This window comes from Acidovorax sp. 56 (genome assembly GCF_002749705.1).
Taxonomy (GTDB): domain Bacteria; phylum Pseudomonadota; class Gammaproteobacteria; order Burkholderiales; family Burkholderiaceae_C; genus Acidovorax.
The window spans coordinates 4,526,894-4,544,214 of the sequence record NZ_PEEV01000001.1 but is presented as its reverse complement, the minus strand read 5'-3'; the positions used below and the strand labels follow the sequence as shown (position 1 = coordinate 4,544,214).

Annotated in this window: 12 protein-coding genes; 3 read left to right on the top strand and 9 right to left on the bottom strand. The window is 64.2% G+C overall.

The genetic code is table 11. The annotated features are described in order from the left end of the window. Positions 1–15 precede the first annotated feature (15 nt). Positions 16–1,086 (top strand): ABC transporter substrate-binding protein, encoded by a 1,071-nt coding sequence (locus CLU88_RS20125; protein ID WP_099658120.1) that lies wholly within the window; start codon positions 16–18, stop codon positions 1,084–1,086. 88 nt (positions 1,087–1,174) lie between these two features. On the opposite strand, the gene CLU88_RS20120 is transcribed toward CLU88_RS20125, so the two are convergent. From CLU88_RS20120 to CLU88_RS20100, 5 genes are all read right to left on the bottom strand, one after another. Next, positions 1,175–1,810 (bottom strand): plastocyanin, encoded by a 636-nt coding sequence (locus CLU88_RS20120; RefSeq protein ID WP_099658119.1) that lies wholly within the window; start codon positions 1,808–1,810, stop codon positions 1,175–1,177. An 88-nt stretch (positions 1,811–1,898) separates the two neighbouring features. Next, positions 1,899–2,372, bottom strand: a complete 474-nt coding sequence (locus tag CLU88_RS20115) for a group 1 truncated hemoglobin (protein WP_099659033.1) — start codon at positions 2,370–2,372, stop codon at positions 1,899–1,901. A 63-nt stretch (positions 2,373–2,435) separates the two neighbouring features. Beyond that, entirely contained in the window at positions 2,436–3,368 is a 933-nt protein-coding gene (locus tag CLU88_RS20110; protein WP_099658118.1) for a DUF3034 family protein, read from the bottom strand. Between the two features lie 296 nt (positions 3,369–3,664). Beyond that, positions 3,665–8,164 (bottom strand): PAS domain S-box protein, encoded by a 4,500-nt coding sequence (locus CLU88_RS20105; protein ID WP_099658117.1) that lies wholly within the window; start codon positions 8,162–8,164, stop codon positions 3,665–3,667. A 3-nt stretch (positions 8,165–8,167) separates the two neighbouring features. Beyond that, complete coding sequence (locus tag CLU88_RS20100) at positions 8,168–9,076, bottom strand: diguanylate cyclase domain-containing protein (protein WP_099658116.1); 909 nt, start codon at positions 9,074–9,076, stop codon at positions 8,168–8,170. Between the two features lie 392 nt (positions 9,077–9,468). Here CLU88_RS20100 and CLU88_RS20095 point away from each other — a divergent pair, with 392 nt between their 5' ends. Further along, entirely contained in the window at positions 9,469–11,028 is a 1,560-nt protein-coding gene (locus CLU88_RS20095; protein ID WP_099658115.1) for a methyl-accepting chemotaxis protein, read from the top strand. A 168-nt stretch (positions 11,029–11,196) separates the two neighbouring features. Here the strand turns inward: CLU88_RS20095 and CLU88_RS20090 are convergent, their stop codons facing one another. Both CLU88_RS20090 and CLU88_RS20085 read right to left on the bottom strand, forming a co-directional pair. Continuing rightward, entirely contained in the window at positions 11,197–11,991 is a 795-nt protein-coding gene (locus CLU88_RS20090; protein ID WP_099658114.1) for an anti-sigma factor domain-containing protein, read from the bottom strand. A 13-nt stretch (positions 11,992–12,004) separates the two neighbouring features. Then, positions 12,005–12,580, bottom strand: coding sequence for a sigma-70 family RNA polymerase sigma factor (locus tag CLU88_RS20085; protein ID WP_099658113.1), 576 nt, complete (start codon positions 12,578–12,580; stop codon positions 12,005–12,007). Positions 12,581–12,909: 329 nt separating this feature from the next. Here CLU88_RS20085 and CLU88_RS20080 point away from each other — a divergent pair, with 329 nt between their 5' ends. After that, positions 12,910–13,473, top strand: a complete 564-nt coding sequence (locus CLU88_RS20080; RefSeq protein WP_099659032.1) for a DUF3455 domain-containing protein — start codon at positions 12,910–12,912, stop codon at positions 13,471–13,473. Positions 13,474–13,585: 112 nt separating this feature from the next. On the opposite strand, the gene CLU88_RS20075 is transcribed toward CLU88_RS20080, so the two are convergent. Continuing rightward, complete coding sequence (locus tag CLU88_RS20075; RefSeq protein ID WP_099658112.1) at positions 13,586–14,752, bottom strand: alpha-hydroxy acid oxidase; 1,167 nt, start codon at positions 14,750–14,752, stop codon at positions 13,586–13,588. Between the two features lie 154 nt (positions 14,753–14,906). Next, positions 14,907–17,180: a diguanylate cyclase domain-containing protein gene (locus CLU88_RS20070; protein WP_099658111.1), complete on the bottom strand. Its 2,274-nt coding sequence runs from the start codon at positions 17,178–17,180 to the stop codon at positions 14,907–14,909. Positions 17,181–17,321: the final 141 nt, after the last annotated feature.

Sequence of the window (17,321 nt, the reverse complement as noted above, 5' to 3'; positions counted from 1 at the left end):
AGAAAGGAAACCACCATGACCTTCTCCCCCCGCATTGCCAGCCGCACCCGCCGCGCCCTTGTGACGGCCGCTGCACTGACCGCCGTGGCCGCCGCAGGCACCGCCACCGCGCAGACCAAAACGCTGTACATCGGCATGAATGGCGGCACCATGGAGAAGGCGTACACGCAGTACGTGTTCCCGGCGTTCGAGAAGCTGCATGGCGTGAAGGTGGTGGTGGTGCCTGGCACGTCCTCGGACATCCTGGCGAAGGCCCAGGCCAACAAGGACAAGCCGCAGATGCACGTGATGTTTCTGGACGACGGCATCATGGTGCGCGCCATGGGAATGGGCCTGTGCGAAAAGCAAAAGCCCAACCCGCACCTGAACGACATCTACCCCGCCGCCCGCTTCAAGGACGACCTGGCCAGCGGCGTGAGCCTGGGCATGACCGGCATCGCCTACAACACCAAGATGTTTGCCGAAAAGGGCTGGGCCGCGCCTACGTCGTGGATGGACTTTGCCGACCCCAAGTACAAGGGCAAGGTGGTGTTCCAGTCCATGCCGTCGTCGTCGTTCGGGCTGCACGGCTTTTTGATGTTCAACCGTATCCAGGGCGGCAATGACAAGAACGTGGAGCCAGGCTTTACCAACTGGGCCAAGACGATTGGCCCCAATGTGCTGGAGTACATCCCCAGCTCGGCCAAGATTTCGGAGATGGTGCAGACGGGTGAAGCGGCCCTCTTCCCACTCACCCCCACCGGCGTGGCGGCGCTCAAGATCAAGGGCATTCCGGTGGAGTACGCCCAGCCCAAAGAGGGCTCGGTGGTGCTGCTCACCGCCCAGTGCGTCATCGCCAAGAACAGCGAGCCCGAACTGGCCCAGAAGCTGGCGGAATTTTTGCTGAGCCCCCTGGCCCAGGCCAACGTGCTGCAGTTTGGCGCGCAAATCCCCACCAACCCGCAAGCGCCCGTGGTGGGTGATGGCGCCGAACAGGTGGGCAAGATCAACCAGTGGATGAAGAACGCCGTGACGCTGGACTGGGACAGCATCAACGCCAACCGCCCCGCCTGGAACGCGCGCTGGAACAAGACCATCGAGCGCTGACCCGCCGACGGCCGCTAAGCGCCATCAGCATCGCCATCACCGGCCCTGCAAGGGCCACCGGGTGGCGTACGGTGGCGAGCAATCCCTTTCAGTAATGCGCATGCGGCGCCGTGCCGCTGCCACTCGGCACCGCCGCAGCCGGGGCTGGCGCGGGGCGGCGTGGGCGCGGCACCACGCTCAGCTGCATCGTTTCAAGCACCGGGGTGGCCTGCACCTGCAGGCCCTTGCGGGGCAAGTCCACCAGCTGCTCGGCATGCCACACACGCAGCTGGGCGGCCCCGTCGGGCACGCTGGCAAAGCGGGCAATGCCGTCGGCATCGGTCTTCAGCGTCCAGGCCGAGTCGGTCACAAACACATGCCCACGCATAGAGCCGTGCAGGTGGCAGCCCAGCAAGAACACGCCGGGGCTGCGCAGCGCAACATCTGCTGACTGGGCAGGCTGGCCGTCTTGCTTGCCCGCCAGCCGCAGTTCAAACCCTTCATTGGCCGCAGCCCCGGTGGGCACAGGCCCGGCGGCATTGCCGCGGACATGGTGGTCCCACCGGTCCTGGTTGGTGAAACGGATGGTGGTGCCCGGCGCCACCACCGTGAGGGCGGGCACAAAGCGCATGCGCTCTTGTTCGATGGTGGGGCTGGCCTGCAACAGGCTGGGCGCGCTGCCGCCCGCAGCGGGGTACAGCACCACCACGGCATCGGGCACGGGCTTGCCATCCCTGTCCAGCACCTGGATTTGAACATTTCCGGCGCTAGCGCTTGATACACAAGCGCTAGAAGCTACAAAAAGCATAGCAACAGACAATGATTTCATGGTGTCACCGCTGGGTAATGATGTCGCGGTGCATGGGCGCCAGCAGCGCCAACAGGCGGTTTTGCTGAGCGAACGGTATGCCCTGGGCGTGCATGGCGGCTTGCAGCACTTCCACCAAGGCATTGAAGTGGCCCTTGGTGATGTCCATGTCGGCATGGGCTGATTTCATGTCAGCGCCTTCATATTGGCAAGGCCCCCCGCTGATCTGGCAGATCTGGTCTGTGAGGCTCTCTTTGAGGGCTGCGGGCTTGGTGTCCTTGAAGTGCGCGCCAATGCGCGGGTCCTGGACGGCGCGGTCCACAAAGTCGTCCATCAGCCGGGCAATGCCAGGCTTTTCGCCCAGCGCCTGGTACAGCCCGGCGGGGGCAGGCGCAGCGGCGCGTGCCATGGCTGGTGCGGCGGGCGATTGTTGTGCGGTGGCGGGCAAGGCCAGCAGCAGGGCTGCGGCCAAAACCCAGGGGGAATGGTGGGTGTTCATGGTGTGCTCCAAAGGTCGGGTCGCGTGGATGGCAAAGCGAGCAAAAGCGGCTAGAGAAGAGGACTAGAACGCCACCTGGGCCGAGAGGTAGTAACCCGTCTGGCGCCGGTCACGGGTGACGCCGGGCACGATGCGGCCCAGATCGACGTAGGCCAGCGTGAGTGACACGTTCTTGCTGGGCGCCCAGGCGATGAAGAGGTCCTTCCAGTCGTCCTCGCGCAGCGCAGCACCCAGGCCTGCCGCAGCGCCCAGCGCCTGCAGGTTGTTGGGCTTGAAGCGGTATTCGGCCCCCACGGCCAGGTTGGGCCGCAGCAGGTAGGCGATGGAGAACTCGGGCTGCAGGCTGCGGCGGTTTTTGCCAGGCGCTGCCGAGCCAAAGCCCAGCAGGCCGTTTTGGTTGGCATTGGTGTAGCGCAGCGTGCCATTGAGCAGCAGGCCCTGGCCCAGCAGCAGCTTGGTGGCGCTCACATACACATCGGTGCCGCTGGTTTGGGTGCCCAAAAAGTCGAGCACCGATTGCAGCGAACCCGGGCGCACCTGTTTGTGCTCCAGCCCCACGGCGATCTGCGGCATCCAGGTGTCGGCATCCAAAATAGCGTCGCCCGCCAGCCTCACCTTCAGGCCCAGCACGTCCATCTGGATGTGCTGGCCCGGCACCACGCCAAAGGGGGCAATGCCGTTCAAGGCAAAGGCGGGTGCGGCGTCAAAGTCTTGCCGTGCCAGCGACAGCTCCACCCGGTCTTTGTAGCCTAGCGCCACGCCGTAGCTGGTGAGAGCGTAGTCCTGCGTGCCTGCACGCATGGCGTAGCTGCTCACGCCCAGCTCCCCCTCGGTGGCGTTGGTGCCAATCACCGCCCAGGGCGTGATGCCGCCGCCAGCACTGCCGGTGATGGAGCTGACGCCCCCGGTGAGCAGCAGCTTGCCCGTGTCGGCCTGGGCGGCGCCCGCGGCCAGTGCACCGGCAGTGAGGAGCAGGGGGAGAAGGTGTTTTTTCATCGAAAAGCTCCTGAAGCAAGGGCAGACAGGTTGAACCAAAGCAGGAAAGAGGCACTGCACATGCGAGTGCCCCGAGTTGGAGATTCGTTTCATAAAGATGCCGAGCATCGCCGCCATGCTGCGTTGCAAATCCTCGCGATCGCTACGGCTATCGCTGCGGTTTGCGCCTTGCCTGACGACGATTTCGACCTCTTTATTTCATCAACGAACTTCCAACGCAGGACACTAGGCACACCTCTTGAATACGCAAGCCATTGCGGCATGGATTCAACGGGGCGCAAAAAAACGCCAGCGCCTCAGAAAGCCGATAGGTCTTCGGTAGGCAAGGCGCTGTCCAGCAGGGCCAGGGCTTCATCAAATGCCAGGGCATCCAGGTGCTGCTGCAGTGCGGCCTGCCGCTCGGGGCCCAGCACATGGGCCAAGGCGGGGGCCAGAGCGTCCCACTCGTCCAGCGCGGCCAGGTCGCGGTGCTGCAAGGCAGCGCGCAGCGGGCCGATGCGCGCCAGCGTGGCAGGGTCAAGGGCAGGCGTGTCTGCGCTCTGGCGGGCAGGCGCATGGGCCACCTCGGGCTGGGACTGCGCCAACGCCGCCTCCCAGCCCTGCAATGCGGGCTGCACCTGCGCAAGCACCTTGGCAAGCACCTCGGGCTGCTGCTGGCGCGCGGCGTCTTCGGCTTGCGATGCCAGGGCGTGCAGCGCCTGTGCGCCCACCGAGCCTGCCATGCCCTTGAGATCGTGCAAGGGCAGCTTCAAGGCGTCTATCTCCTGCGGGGTGGGCGCTGCGGACAACGCGGGCAGGCCGCCCACGCAGGCCACGATGCGCCGGGCCAATTGCCACAGCAGCGGCGCATGCCCCTTGAGCCGCGCATGCGACTGTGCAGCCGATACGCCGGGCAGCGTGGGCCAGTCAGGGGGCACGGGCTGCGGGCTGGCGGGCGGATTGGCATCGGCCGCCACGCCCGCGCGCTGCGCCAGCCCGGGCAGACAGCGCCACAGGGTTCGCACCAGCACGGGCGGGTCAAACGGTTTGCCCACCACCGCGTTCATGCCCGCACCGATGGCCTCGGTCTGCTCCGACAAAGACACCCCAGCCGTGAGCCCGATGACGGGCAAGCCCGCCAGGCTCGGGGTGGAGCGAATCTGCCGGGTGGCATCCAGCCCATTGAGCACGGGCATGTGCACGTCCATCAGCACGGCATCAAAGCCCTGCGGGCGGGCCAGCAGCAAATCCAGCGCGGCCTGGCCATGCCCTGCCACACCCACCTCGGCACCTTCTGCCTGCAGGATGCGGGCCGCAATTTCCTGGTTGGTTTCGTTGTCGTCCACCACCAGCAAGCGCACGCCCGGCAGCCCCTGCCCCATGGGCAGAGAGGGCGCTGCTTCGCGGTGCAGCAGCAGCCCCATGCTCCGGTGCATGGGCAACGTGACGACAAAGCGGCTTCCCTGGCCTACCTTGCTGTGCACTTCCACCGTGCCATGCATCATCTCGACCAGTTGCTTGACGATGGACAGCCCCAGCCCAGTGCCGCCATAGCGGCGGGTGGTCGACAAATCGGCCTGCACAAACGGGGCAAACAGGCGCTTGCAAGCGTCTTCGGCAATGCCAATGCCGGTGTCGCTCACGCTCATTTGCACCCGGAAGGTGCCGCTGCCCAACGCTTCGTGGCGCACCGTCAGGCGCACTTCGCCACGCTCGGTGAACTTCATGGCGTTGCTCAGCAGGTTGATCAGGATCTGCTGCAAGCGGGTGCTGTCTCCCTCCAGCGGCTGGGGCACGGGTTCGTTCACGTCCACCACAAAGGCCACGCCCTTTTCGCGGGCCTGCATGTCAATCAGGGCGGCCACATCGCGCACAACCTGGTTCACGTCCACAGGCACCCGCTCCAGGGCCATCTCACCGGCCTCGATTTTGGAGAGGTCCAGGATGTCGTTGATGACCGCCAGCAGGGCCTTGCTGGCCACCTGCACACGCCGAAGCATGCCCTGCTGCTCCTCGTCCAGCGCGGTGCGCGCCAGCAGGTACGACAGGCCCAGCACCGCATTCATGGGGGTGCGGATTTCATGGCTCATGTTGGCCAGGAAACGGCTCTTCGCTTCGTTGGCCGCGTTGGCCTGCTGCATGGCCACGCGCAGCGACTGCTCTTGCTCCAGCCGCAAACGGATGTCTGAGGCAATGCCCAGGTAGCCGGTGAACTGGCCGTTGGCGTCCTGCATGCGCGTCACCGCCAGCGACACGGGCACCCGCACGCCATCGGCCCGCCGCATGAACCACTGCGTCTGCGGGTCCTGCGTGGCCTGGTGGAACTGGGCCACACGGCGCAGCGCTCCAAACTCGCCTGCGCCATCCGTTTCGTCGCCCATGGGCTGGGCATCTTTCGCAGGGACATCGGCTTCAAAGAAGGCCAGCGCATTCGTTTGCCCGACCACTTTGTCGGCGTGCGTGTCCAGCAAAAGCTCTGCCCCTCGGTTGAGCAGCGACACCACGCCCCGGGGGTCTGTGGCCACAATGGCCACCTGGGTCGAAGCCTCCAGCACCGCGCGCAACAGGGCCAAAGTGCGCTGCAGCTCCAGCTCGGTGCGTTTGCGGTTGGTGATGTCAGTGCGGATGGAGACGTACTTCTCGACCCGCCCGTACGCATCCATGAACGGCGCCACCACGCTGTCTACCCAGTACAGCGTGCCGTCCTTGGCACGGTTGCAAACCTCTTCGCGCCAGCTTTGGCCACTGCTGATGGTGCGCCACATGCTGACCCAGAAGGCGCGGTCGTGCTCGCCCGAGTTCACGATGCGGTGGTTCTGCCCCAGAAGCTCTTGCCGGTGGAAACCCGAGATGTGGCAGAAAGCATCGTTCACTTCGATGATGCGGCCCGTGCGGTCGGCCACCGACACAATCGCGTGCTGGTTCAGTGTTTGCAGCAGCGCAACGTTATCGCGCTGGGCGGCTGCCAACTGCATGCGGCTTTCAGTCAGCTCGGTCACGTCATGCACAAAGGCATAAAAACCTTTGACGGCACCGTCCTGCGTGTCAGGCAGGTAGTGCACCAGCATGTGGCGGGCGGGCTCGGTGGCAGTGGCTGGGCGGGTTTGCTCAAAGCTGCGGGCTTCGCCGCTCAGGGCGGCTTCGGCGTGGGCCAGCGAAATGGCAAACATGTCCTGCCCAATCAGCTCGCTCAGGTGCATGCCACGTACCGTGGCAGGGTCAATGTGAAACCAGTCGCCGTAAGCGCGGTTGGCCACCTGATTGCGCAGGTCGCGGCCCCAGTACCCGATCTGCGAGGGCATGGCGTCCAGCACCGTCTGCAACGCGTGCCGCGCCGTCTCCAGGTCGCCCGTGCGTTCGCGCACCTGGTCTTCCAGGGTGGCATTGAGTTCGGCCACGCGCCGCGCCGCGGCCCGCGATTCGCGCACATCGCGCAAGGTCTTGGCAAGGCCCACCACGCGGCCATCGGCATCCACAATGGGCCCGGCCGAAATCGAGACCTCGACCAAGCTGCCGTCGCGGTGGCTGCGCACGGTTTCGTAGGCTTTGACATGCTCGCCTTGGGCCACCCGTGCCAGCATGGATTCGTCCTCGGCCTTGAGATGCACAGGCACCAGCAGCTCTTGCGCCGTGTGCCCCAGCACATCGGCTGCAGCGTAGCCAAACAACCTGCGGGCACCGTCGTTCCAGTCGGTGATCACGCCTTGCAGGGTTTGCACAATGATGGCGTCGTCTGACCCCTCCACAATCGCTGCGCGACGCGCCTGCTCCAGCCGCTGCACCCGGTTGCGTTGCCCGAGGTACACCATCGAGACCACCAGGGCCGAGGCCAACAGGGCAAACAGGCCGGCCTCCGTTGCCTTGCGCTGTGGCTCTTGCAAATGCAAAGAGTCCACAAACTCCTGGGTGGGCTGCAGGTTGACTTCCCACTCCCGGCCAAACAGCTCCAACAACGCCAGCGGCTGCTTGGGGAAGCCTGCCACGGGTGCCAGCTCTCCGCCGTAAAGCCACGCATCCGATGAGGCCAGGCGATCGCGCAGCGACATGGAAAAAAAGGCCTCTTCGGCATCCAGGTTGCGCAGCACTTCATCCATTTGCAAGGGCGCATACACCCAGCCCAGCAAGGCCAGTTCGCGGCCAGCCTCGGTGTTGGTGGGCATGCCATAGCGGTACATCGGCAACACCAGCAACAGCCCCGAAGAGCCCGCCTGCGTGTCCTGCATCAGGTTGACAGGCGCGCTGAGCGTGGTCTTACCCGACCGCATGGCCGCCACGGCGGTGGCCCTGCGCACGGGTTCGGAAGCAATGTCCAGGCCCAACACCCGCAGGTTGCGCTCCATGGGCTCGATGTACTGGATGATGTAGCTGTCACCCACATGCGGTTGCAACTGCCGTACCTCAAAGTCAGGCCCCATTTCGTCTTGGGCCCGGCGCATAAAGTGCGCCCGGTCGTCCGCCGTCACCTTGCGGATAAAGCCAAAGCCGCGGGCTCCGGGAAACTCGCTCTCAAAATCACGGCTTGCGCTGTAGCGGGCAAAAGAGGACCAGCTCAGGTCTTCCCCTACCGCAGCCATCATGCCGCGCGTGCCCTGCAGGCCATATTCATACAGCCGCATGCGCAAACCCACCTCCCCCAGCACACGGTTCTTGAGGCGGTCAAACCGTTCACCCACCTCCTGGATGTTTTGCTGTTGCTGGTGGATGTAGGCGAAAGCCGCCACGGCAAGGGTCAGGCACAGCACCATCGTGGACATCAGAATCGTCCGGTCCACAGACCCCATGGGCATGGCGACGGTGTCGCGCCGGTAGCGGATCATGGTTCAGCCCATGACCTCAGCGGCCCAGCGGTTGCGCCCTTGCGCCTTCGCGGCGTACAAGGCATGGTCGGCCGCGCTATAGAGCGACTGCGGGTCATGCCGGGCCATGTCCTGTCCGGTGCACACCGCCACGCCCACACTGATGGTGACGTGCTCCGCCGTGAGCGAGGCCACATGCGGCAACGCCAACGCCTGTATCAGTTTGACGGCATGCTCGGCCACCTCCTGCCCTCCGGCCACATCGGTGTCAGGCAACAGCACCACAAACTCCTCGCCCCCCAAACGCCCCACCCGGTCGGCAGGGCGCCGGGCCACCAAAGTCAAGGCCTTGGCCACCGCCTGCAGGCAGGCATCCCCGCCAGGGTGCCCATAGCTGTCGTTGTAGCGTTTGAAATGGTCGATGTCCGCCATCAACAGCGCAATCGAACTGCCGGTACGGGCACAGCGCTGCCACTCGCGTCGCATCAACTCATCAAAATGGCGCCTGTTGGCCAACCCGGTCAGGCCATCGGTGGTGGCCATGCTGCGCAACTCGTCGGCCATGGACTTCAGACGCAGTTGCGTGCGCACACGGGCCAGCAGCAGCGCTTCATTCACCGGTTTGGTGATGAAATCCACCGCCCCCGCCTCCAGCCCTCGCACTTCGGCATCGGTCTCGCCATGGCCCGTCACAAAAATGACCGGGATATCGGCCAGCGTGGCGTCAGCGCGGATGGCCTCACACACTTCATAGCCGCTCATGCCCGGCATCTCTGCGTCCAGCAACACCAAATCGGGGGCGGACTCCAGCATCAATTTCAGCGCCTCATCCCCCCGGGTGGCAAAACGCAGACGGGCAACCCCTTTGAGCATGCGCGCCATCAGCTGGACCATGCCGGTGTTGTCGTCCACGATCAGAATGCTCTGGCTCATGCAGCACACCTCGGCGGCAAGGACAGACGCCGATGGGGCGTGGGTAACAGCCCCCACGCCGCACAAACGTCCCTCTGGCAGGAGAAAGCAGGAGTTACAGGCAGCACCATGTCAGATCGCCCCATTCACTACCGTTTGTAACGGTGTCCACATCATAGTCATACGTCCCTACACACATCCAGTCAGTCGTGCCTGGCCCAGGCTGGGGCCACAGATTTCGCCCCGAAAACGCGTCCCGCTCGGTTCGCCCAAAGCACTTTCAGCGGCTTGCTATGGATCGCTAGCCCAAGGCAACACATTTCAAAATTATCATATTTATAACAATGATTGCATTTTAAACCTAATACATCTATCATTTGCCATCATTCCACAGATTGCAGTACGGAGCCTCCATGGGAATCACAAAACGACTTGGCTGGATGATTGCGGGGCTTGCCAGCACCGTGATCGCCTTTGGCGGTTTCAGCTACGCCAAGCTCACGGCCGTGGAAGAGACCGCGCAGCACACCAAAGACAGCCGCGTACAGCAACTGCGTGTGGCCGGTGCGATTGAGCTGAACATCACGCGCGCATCCTTGCAGTTGCGCCATGCCATGCTGGCGCGCACCCCTGCAGAACAGCAAACAGCCTTGGACGACGTGGCCGCAAAACGGACGATGGTGAACGAGTTGCTGCGCGACTACGAACGCCGCCTGTTCTCAGACAAGGGGCGTGCAGTGTTCAAGGCCATCCCCCAACTGAACGATGCGTTCTGGGCCGTGGGCGAGAAGAATGTGCAGCTCATTACCCAAGGGCAAAAGGACCAGGCGTTTGATTTCCTGGTGAAAGAGACGATTCCGGCGCGCAATGCCTTGCTCAGTGGGCTGGAAAGCGCGGTGGAGTACCAGACTGAAGCACTGACAGAAGACATCCAAAGCATCCGTGATGCGGTCAACCTGACACTGGTACTGCAGTTGTGCGCGCTCAGCGCCATTGTGGTCTTGCTCAGTGGCTTTGCTTGGTGGCTGCGCAAGTTACTTCGCAAGCGCATTGGTGCAGCCAGCACGATTGCACAGCGGGCTGCCAGTGGGGACTTGACCACCCACGCCAGCGATACCGGCAATGACGAATTCACCCCACTGCTGCTCTCCCTGCAAGAAATGGGAAGCTCATTGACGGACGTGGTCTCCAAGGTACGGATGGCGGCGGAAGGGGTTTCCAACGCCAGCCACGAGATTGCTGCCGGCAACCAGGATTTGTCCGTACGCACGGAACAACAAGCCACCTCCATCCAGCAAACCGTGGGCACCATGGAAGACATCAACACCACGGTGCAACGCAATGCGGAAAGCGCCAACGAGGCCAAGCAGCTGGCTGGCCGGGCATCCGGCGTAGCGCAAGAAGGGGGCGATGTGGTCAAGCGGGTGGTGACCACCATGTCGGACATCGCTAGCGCTTCGGCCAAGATCACCGACATCATTGCGGTCATCGACAGCATTGCCTTCCAGACCAACATCTTGGCGCTGAACGCTGCGGTGGAAGCCGCCCGCGCAGGCGAACAAGGCAGGGGCTTTGCGGTGGTGGCCAGCGAGGTGCGCGCCCTGGCACAGCGCAGTGCCCAGGCGGCCAAGGAGATTGGTGCGCTGATCCAGGCCAGCTCGGCCCATGTGCAACTGGGCTCGTCGCTGGTCACCCAGGCAGGCAACACCATGACGCACATCGTGGACGCGGTGCAGCGCGTGGACCAGATCATGGCGGAGATCAACGACGCCAGCACCCGCCAGGCCAGTGGCGTGCAGGCCTTGAGCCAGGCGCTGGAGAGCATCGACCATTCCACCCAACAAAACGCAGCCCTGGTGGAGGAGTCGTCTGCCAGCGCCGATGGCCTGCGTCAGCGGGCATCAGACCTGGTGCGGGTGGTGGCGGTTTTCAAGGTGTCGGACATGCCGCCGTCGCTGCCGCTCTTGCGGTAAGAGCGACTCAAAAAACTCCCCTGGCGTCGTTGTCCCGCCTCGTCGTACTGCTTGTACTGCCTGCGGCGAAACGCCTAGCCACGGCCGCTTCGCTGAGTTTTTTAGCCGCTCTAAGCACCTGCCGGCAGTCTTTGCCGGTTCGGGCAAGTACCTTGCCCTCAGGCCGCGCTACAGCACACGCTGAATGAGCGCGCCCTTGAACAGCACCGGCCCAGTGGGGCCTGTCTCGCTGGGTACGCCTCCTTTGGGCTCCAGGCTGATGGCCAGGGTGGGAACCTGCTGAACGTCCCTCTCTCCCGCCGTGAGGGTGAGCAACTTTTCATGCCCCAGCACACCCAGCGAGCGGGGGCCGCCCGCTGGGGGCAGCGCCCACAGTTGCAAAGATTGGTTCGCTCCTTCCTGAAAGCCCCCCACCCTCTGCAACACCAGCTTGTGGTTTGTCGGGTCGAAGGTCACCAACATGGAGGCATCGGCCTTGTCGTCGGCCAGCACCGCCACGTACTGAATCTGCGGCGTGGCTTGCAGCTGTTGCTGCAATGCGGCAATCTGTGCGCTGGTGGTGGCCTGCAGGCCGCCATGGGCTTGCAGGCCAACCACCACCGCCGCCAGGGTGGCCACGGCCCCTGCCAAAGCCGCGCCGCGCCACACCCACAGGGCACGCCACCAGCCCATGGGCTCAGGGCCTGCCGTGCGTTCCATGCGTGCTGCCACCATGGCGTGCTGGGCTTTGTCGGCCTGCACCAGGTTATGGATGCGCACCCACACCGCCGGGTCTGGCGTGCTGCCCGGCTGCAGCTCGGCCAGGCCGGACCAGTGGGTTTGCCACACCAGCGCTGCAGCGCGCACGCTGGCGTGTTCGCGGGCCAGGGATTCAAAACGGCGGCGCGCGCCGCCGCGCAGCGTGCCCAGGGCGTAGCTGGCCGCCAGGCGCTGCAGCAGTTCAGGGTGTTGGGTGATGTTCACAGCAGAGGGCCTCTCACACGTAACGCGCCATGCAGTTGCGCAACTGGTCCAGCCCACGCCGTATCCAGGTCTTGACGGTGCCCAGCGGCAGCTTGAGCTGCTCGGCCAGCTCGCCATGGCTTTGGTCGCGCAGATACGCCAGGCTGACGACTTCGCGCTGCTTGCCATCGAGCTTGGCAAGGCATTGGTGCAGCGCGAAAGCCTGCTCGCTGGCCTCGGTCACGTCCATGGGGTTGGCGCCGTCGCCCTCCAGCGTGTCCGACAACAGGTCGTCCAGTTCATCGGTCACATCGCTGCGGTCGGTTGTGCGCTTGCGCAGGGCATCCAGTGCCCGGCTGCGCACGATGAGCCCCATCCAGGCCATGGGCGGACTGAGCGACGCGCGGTAGCTGCCCGCCCCGCGCCAGATGGCCACAAAGGCGTCCTGCAGCACGTCTTCTGCGGCATCGCGCTGGCGCACGATGCGCAGCGCCAAACCAAACAGTTTGGACGAAGTGCGCTCATACAAGGCCTTGAGGGCCGAGTCGTCTTGCGCTGCCACGCGGTCGATGAGTTCCATGAGTTCGCGATCGGGGTGGAGGGTGCTCATGCGCCCATTGTCTTGGATAAGCGCCCTTGCAGACACCACGGTCGTCCATTGCCAAGTTAAGGCGCATGGCTACCTCACCCGAACCGGCCAATGCCTGCACAACGGATACGGGCACAGCACCCCTTTGGATTCAACGCAAGGGTCTCACCCACACCGCTTTTCAAAAGAATGTTCAAAAAGAGCATTTTTTGAATCCACTCTCCATCGGCCTGCGTATAGCCCTTCGTCACTGGAAAAAATGCTGCAGAGCCCGCCTTGAGCGTATGGACCACCCAGCCTGCAGCGCGATTTCGGTGCGCCCTATCCCAACCCGTCCCAAGGAAGCCACCATGCAAGCACGCACCCCTTTGATCGCCACGACCCTGCTGGCCGCCGCCGCCCTGACGGCCTGTGGCTCCATGGCCCCCGCCACCCCGATGCCTGCGTTCAACCAGAGCACCTTGCCCGCTGCAGTGCAAGTGCCGGCAGGCCAACGCGTTGCCCTGGAAACCGTGGGCACGGGCAGCATCACCTACGAGTGCCGGGCCAAGAAAGACATGCCCAGCGACTTTGAGTGGGTGTTTGTGGGGCCCGATGCCCAGCTGATGGACCGCGCAGGCAAAGCCATAGGCCGCTACTTTGGCCCACCGGCCACCTGGGAGAGCAACGACGGCTCCAAGGTCACGGCCACGCAGGTGGCAGTGGCCCCCGCAGGTGCGGGCAACATCCCGCTCCAACTGGTCAAGGCCAACCCCGCCATGGGCATGGGCGCAATGCAGGGCGTGACCTACATCCAGCGCGTGGCCACCCAGGGCGGCGTGGCACCCGCCATGGCTTGCGCTGCTGGCAACGTGGGGCAAAAGCAAGTGGTGAAGTACCAGGCCGACTACATCCTCTGGAAGGCCGCGTCTTGACAAGCCCTGCGGGCCGCATCGCCCTGACCGGTGCCTGAAAGCACAAGCCCCGCTTTAAGCGGGGCTGGCAGCAGGTCGGCTTGTCAACGGCGCCATCGCCTTCTCAATCAAGTCAAAGGCGAGGAATGGTGCCCGGCAACAGCACGCTACTGTCGACGTTGTTGATATTGGTGTGACCGCAAAACGCCATGGTGATGTCCAGCTCTTTCTGGATGATCTGCAGCGCGCGCGTCACACCTGCCTCACCATACGCGCCCAGGCCATACAGAAAACTGCGGCCGATCAGCGTGCCCTGCGCGCCCAGCGCGCGGGCCTTGAGCACGTCTTGCCCGCTGCGAATGCCGCCGTCCATCCACACCTCGATGTCTTTGCCTGCGGCTTCTGCAATGTGAGGCAGCGCGGCGATGGACGATGGTGCACCGTCGAGCTGGCGGCCACCGTGGTTGCTGACGATGAGCGCATCGGCGCCGCTGTTGACAGCCAGGCGCGCGTCTTCGGCATCCATGATGCCCTTCAAGATCAGCTTGCCGCCCCAGCGCTTCTTGATCCACTCCACATCGCCCCAGTTGAGCTGCGGGTCAAACTGCTCGGCCGTCCATGACGACAGCGAAGACAAATCGCCCACACCCCTGGCGTGGCCCACGATGTTGCCGAAGCTGCGGCGCTTGGTACCCAGCATGCCCAGGCACCAGCGCGGCTTGGTGGCCAGGTTGATGAGGTTGGCAAGGGTGGGCCTGGGCGGGGCCGAGAGGCCGTTCTTGATGTCCTTGTGGCGCTGGCCCAATATCTGCAGGTCCAGCGTGAGCTGCAGGGCCGAGCAGTTGGCGGCCTTGGCGCGGTCGATCAGGCGGTTGATGAAATCGCGGTCGCGCATCACATACACCTGGAACCAGAACGGGTGGCGGCCCGTGTGCTCGGCAATGTCCTCGATGGAACAAATGCTCATGGTGGACAGCGTGAACGGGATGCCGAACGCCTTGGCTGCCTTGGCGCCGAGGATTTCGCCATCAGCGTGCTGCATGCCGGTGAGGCCCGTGGGCGCAATGGCCACGGGCATGGCCACGTCCTGCCCCACCATGGTGGTGCGGGTGCTGCGGCCTTCCATGTTGACGGCCACGCGCTGGCGCAGCTTGATGCCCTGAAAGTCGGCCTCATTGGAGCGGTAAGTGCCTTCGGTGTACGAGCCCGAGTCCGCATAGTCGTAGAACATGCGCGGCACACGGCGCTGGGCAACGACCCGCAGGTCTTCGATACAGGTGATTTTGGACAGGTCAGGCACGCTCTCACTCCGTGTAAGGGGACAGCGCAGCATGGTAGACGCAGCCACCGCACCAGGCCATCAAAATTATTTGCGTGGCCTTGCAACAAATTTCCAAAGCCGAGGACGCACCTGCAGACCCGTGCGGCGGGTACGCAGTCACATCAACAAGATCTCAGGCCAAGGCCGCCTGCTGCACCACCAGCCTGGGCGGCTGGCCTGTGCCTTCGTACAAGCGCACCTGGTTGCGGCCAGCCTGTTTGGCTGCGTACATGGCCGCATCAGCGTGGCGGGTCAGCTCGTCCAGGTCGCGCCCATGCTCGGGGTACAGGCTGATCCCGCCGCTCAGGCCCATGGGCACAGCCACACCTTGCAGCATGAACGGTGCCTCGCATTGCGCCATGATTTTGCGGGCCACCACTGTGGCCTGTTGCGCGTTGCCAATGCCGGGCAGCAGCAGCACAAACTCATCACCCCCCTGGCGGCAGACGGTGTCTGTCTGGCGCACGGCAGCCTGCAGGCGCTGCGCCCACTGCACCAGCAGTTGGTCACCCACATCGTGGCCCATGGCGTCGTTGACTTGTTTGAAGCCGTCCAGGTCCAGGTACAGCACCCCCACATGCTTGCCATCGCGCTGTGCCTGGGCAATGGCTTGCTGGGCACGGTCTTGCAGCAGCACCCGGTTGGGCAAGTCCGTCAGCGCGTCATAGTGCGCCAGCCGCGCCATGCGTGCGGCCATGGCCACGGCCTGCGTCACGTCGCGCAACACGGCCACGGCCCCCGTCACGTGGCCATGGCGGTCGGCAATCGGGCTGGCCGAAAGCTCTACATCAAAGCGCTGGTGGGTGGCGCGGTGCTCGACCACGCCACGGGTGGCCGCCATGGGCCGGTCGTTCTGCATGGCGGTGCGCAGGGGGCTGTCCAGCTCCACCCCCGCATCGGTGGGCAGCAGGCGAATGACATCGTCCACATCACGGCCCGCCGCATCAAAGCCTTGCCAGCCGGTCAACCGCTGTGCCACGGGGTTCAGGTAGGTCACGTGGCCTGCGGCGTTGCAGCACACCACGGCATCGCCAATCGACTGCAAGGTCAGGCGCATCAGCTCCTTTTCCTCGAACAGCTGGTCTTCCATGTGCTTGCGGTCGGTGATGTCGGTGAGCTGGATGAACAGGCCAAGCACCTGCTCGCCATCGCGCTCGGGGGTGTAGGAAACGATGACGTGGCGCGCCATGCCCTGCTTGTCGGTCAACGTGGTTTCAAACACCTGGGGTTCACCCTCCAGCGCCTTGCGCAGCAGGGGTTCGGTGTAGCCAAAGCGCTTGGAACCCAGCATCTCGCTCATGTGCATGCCGCGCAGCTTCTCCAGCGGCACGCCAAACCATATCTCATGCGCCTGGTTGCCAAAGCGGTTGTACAGGTTGGAATCCCACGACCCCACCACCGACGGAATGCTGTGCAAGATGGTGCTCATGTCCCGCTCGGCCCGGTGCAGCCGGGCACTGATCGCCTGGCGGCGCTGCAACTCGCGGCTGAACAGCACGGCCAGCGCCATGCACGACAGCATCAGCAGCAGCGTGAACATGCCCAGGCCCCAGGCAGAACGGGTCCATTTGCTCTCGATGGTGGAGCGGGCCTGCGCCACATTCAAAATCAGGGGAAAGCGGCCCACACGGGTGAAGGAGTACGAGCGCTCCACGCCGTCCAGCTCGGCCAGGCCGACAAACGAGCCCTGGTTTTCTTTTTGGAAGCGCAGCATGTTGGCCGAACCGGCAATGCTCTTGCCCACGTCCAGATCACCATAGGGAAAGCGCGACACGATGATGCCGTCGGCCCGGAACAGGTTGACGCCGCTGTTGTCGCCCAGGTTCACCGAAGCGAAAAGCTCGTTGAAGTAACTCAAGCGCACCGCGCTCAGCACAATGCCAGCGAAGGCACCGTCCGGCGTGTGATAGGCCCGCGCCATGGGCAGCGAGTTCAGCTGCGACACCCTGGAGGGCACCGGCTTGCCAATGAACAGGCCTTCATGCCGCCCGTCCTTGAAGGCGCGGAAGTAATCGCGGTCTGCAAAATTGGCCTTGCGCGGCTCGCTGAAGCCCGAGTCCAGAATGATGTCACCCTGGGCGTTGAGCACCAGCACATCCCCCAGCCCCTGCAGGCGCATCAGGCCTTCAAAACGCACTTGCTGGCGCAACTGCGCGGTCGCAGACAGGTCCTTCACGCGCTCCAGCTCCGAAGCCACGCTCAGCAAAGATTGGTCCACAGCGTCCAGCGTCCACTCCAGCGAGCGCGACAGGGTGCCCACCAGGTTGGCATTGGCCTGCAGGGCGTAGTTCCACTCGTCGTTGCGCAGCGTCCAGAGGGTACGCACCGTCAGGGCGCCAATCCCCAGGGACAGCAACAAGGCCAGCCAGAGCAGGCGGTGAGAGAGGGACTTGCGAGACTGCGGCATGCCTGACTAACTTGCAGCCGTGCCCCGCAGCACCTGCAGGGTGCTGCACAAAACGCCAGTGCAGCCTTGGCAAGAATGACGCTGATTGAAAGGCATGGAGAGGCGGTGCCGCGCACAGAAGAGATGCCCCATTGTAGTGAG

Coding starts and splice junctions, on each gene's coding strand:
- CLU88_RS20095 (WP_099658115.1), top strand. CDS start 9,469: ATGGGAATCACAAAACGACTTGGCTGGATGATTGCGGGGCTTGCCAGC.
- CLU88_RS20070 (WP_099658111.1), bottom strand. CDS start 17,180: ATGCCGCAGTCTCGCAAGTCCCTCTCTCACCGCCTGCTCTGGCTGGCC.
- CLU88_RS20110 (WP_099658118.1), bottom strand. CDS start 3,368: ATGAAAAAACACCTTCTCCCCCTGCTCCTCACTGCCGGTGCACTGGCC.
- CLU88_RS20085 (WP_099658113.1), bottom strand. CDS start 12,580: ATGAGCACCCTCCACCCCGATCGCGAACTCATGGAACTCATCGACCGC.
- CLU88_RS20115 (WP_099659033.1), bottom strand. CDS start 2,372: ATGAACACCCACCATTCCCCCTGGGTTTTGGCCGCAGCCCTGCTGCTG.
- CLU88_RS20105 (WP_099658117.1), bottom strand. CDS start 8,164: ATGATCCGCTACCGGCGCGACACCGTCGCCATGCCCATGGGGTCTGTG.
- CLU88_RS20080 (WP_099659032.1), top strand. CDS start 12,910: ATGCAAGCACGCACCCCTTTGATCGCCACGACCCTGCTGGCCGCCGCC.
- CLU88_RS20125 (WP_099658120.1), top strand. CDS start 16: ATGACCTTCTCCCCCCGCATTGCCAGCCGCACCCGCCGCGCCCTTGTG.
- CLU88_RS20100 (WP_099658116.1), bottom strand. CDS start 9,076: ATGAGCCAGAGCATTCTGATCGTGGACGACAACACCGGCATGGTCCAG.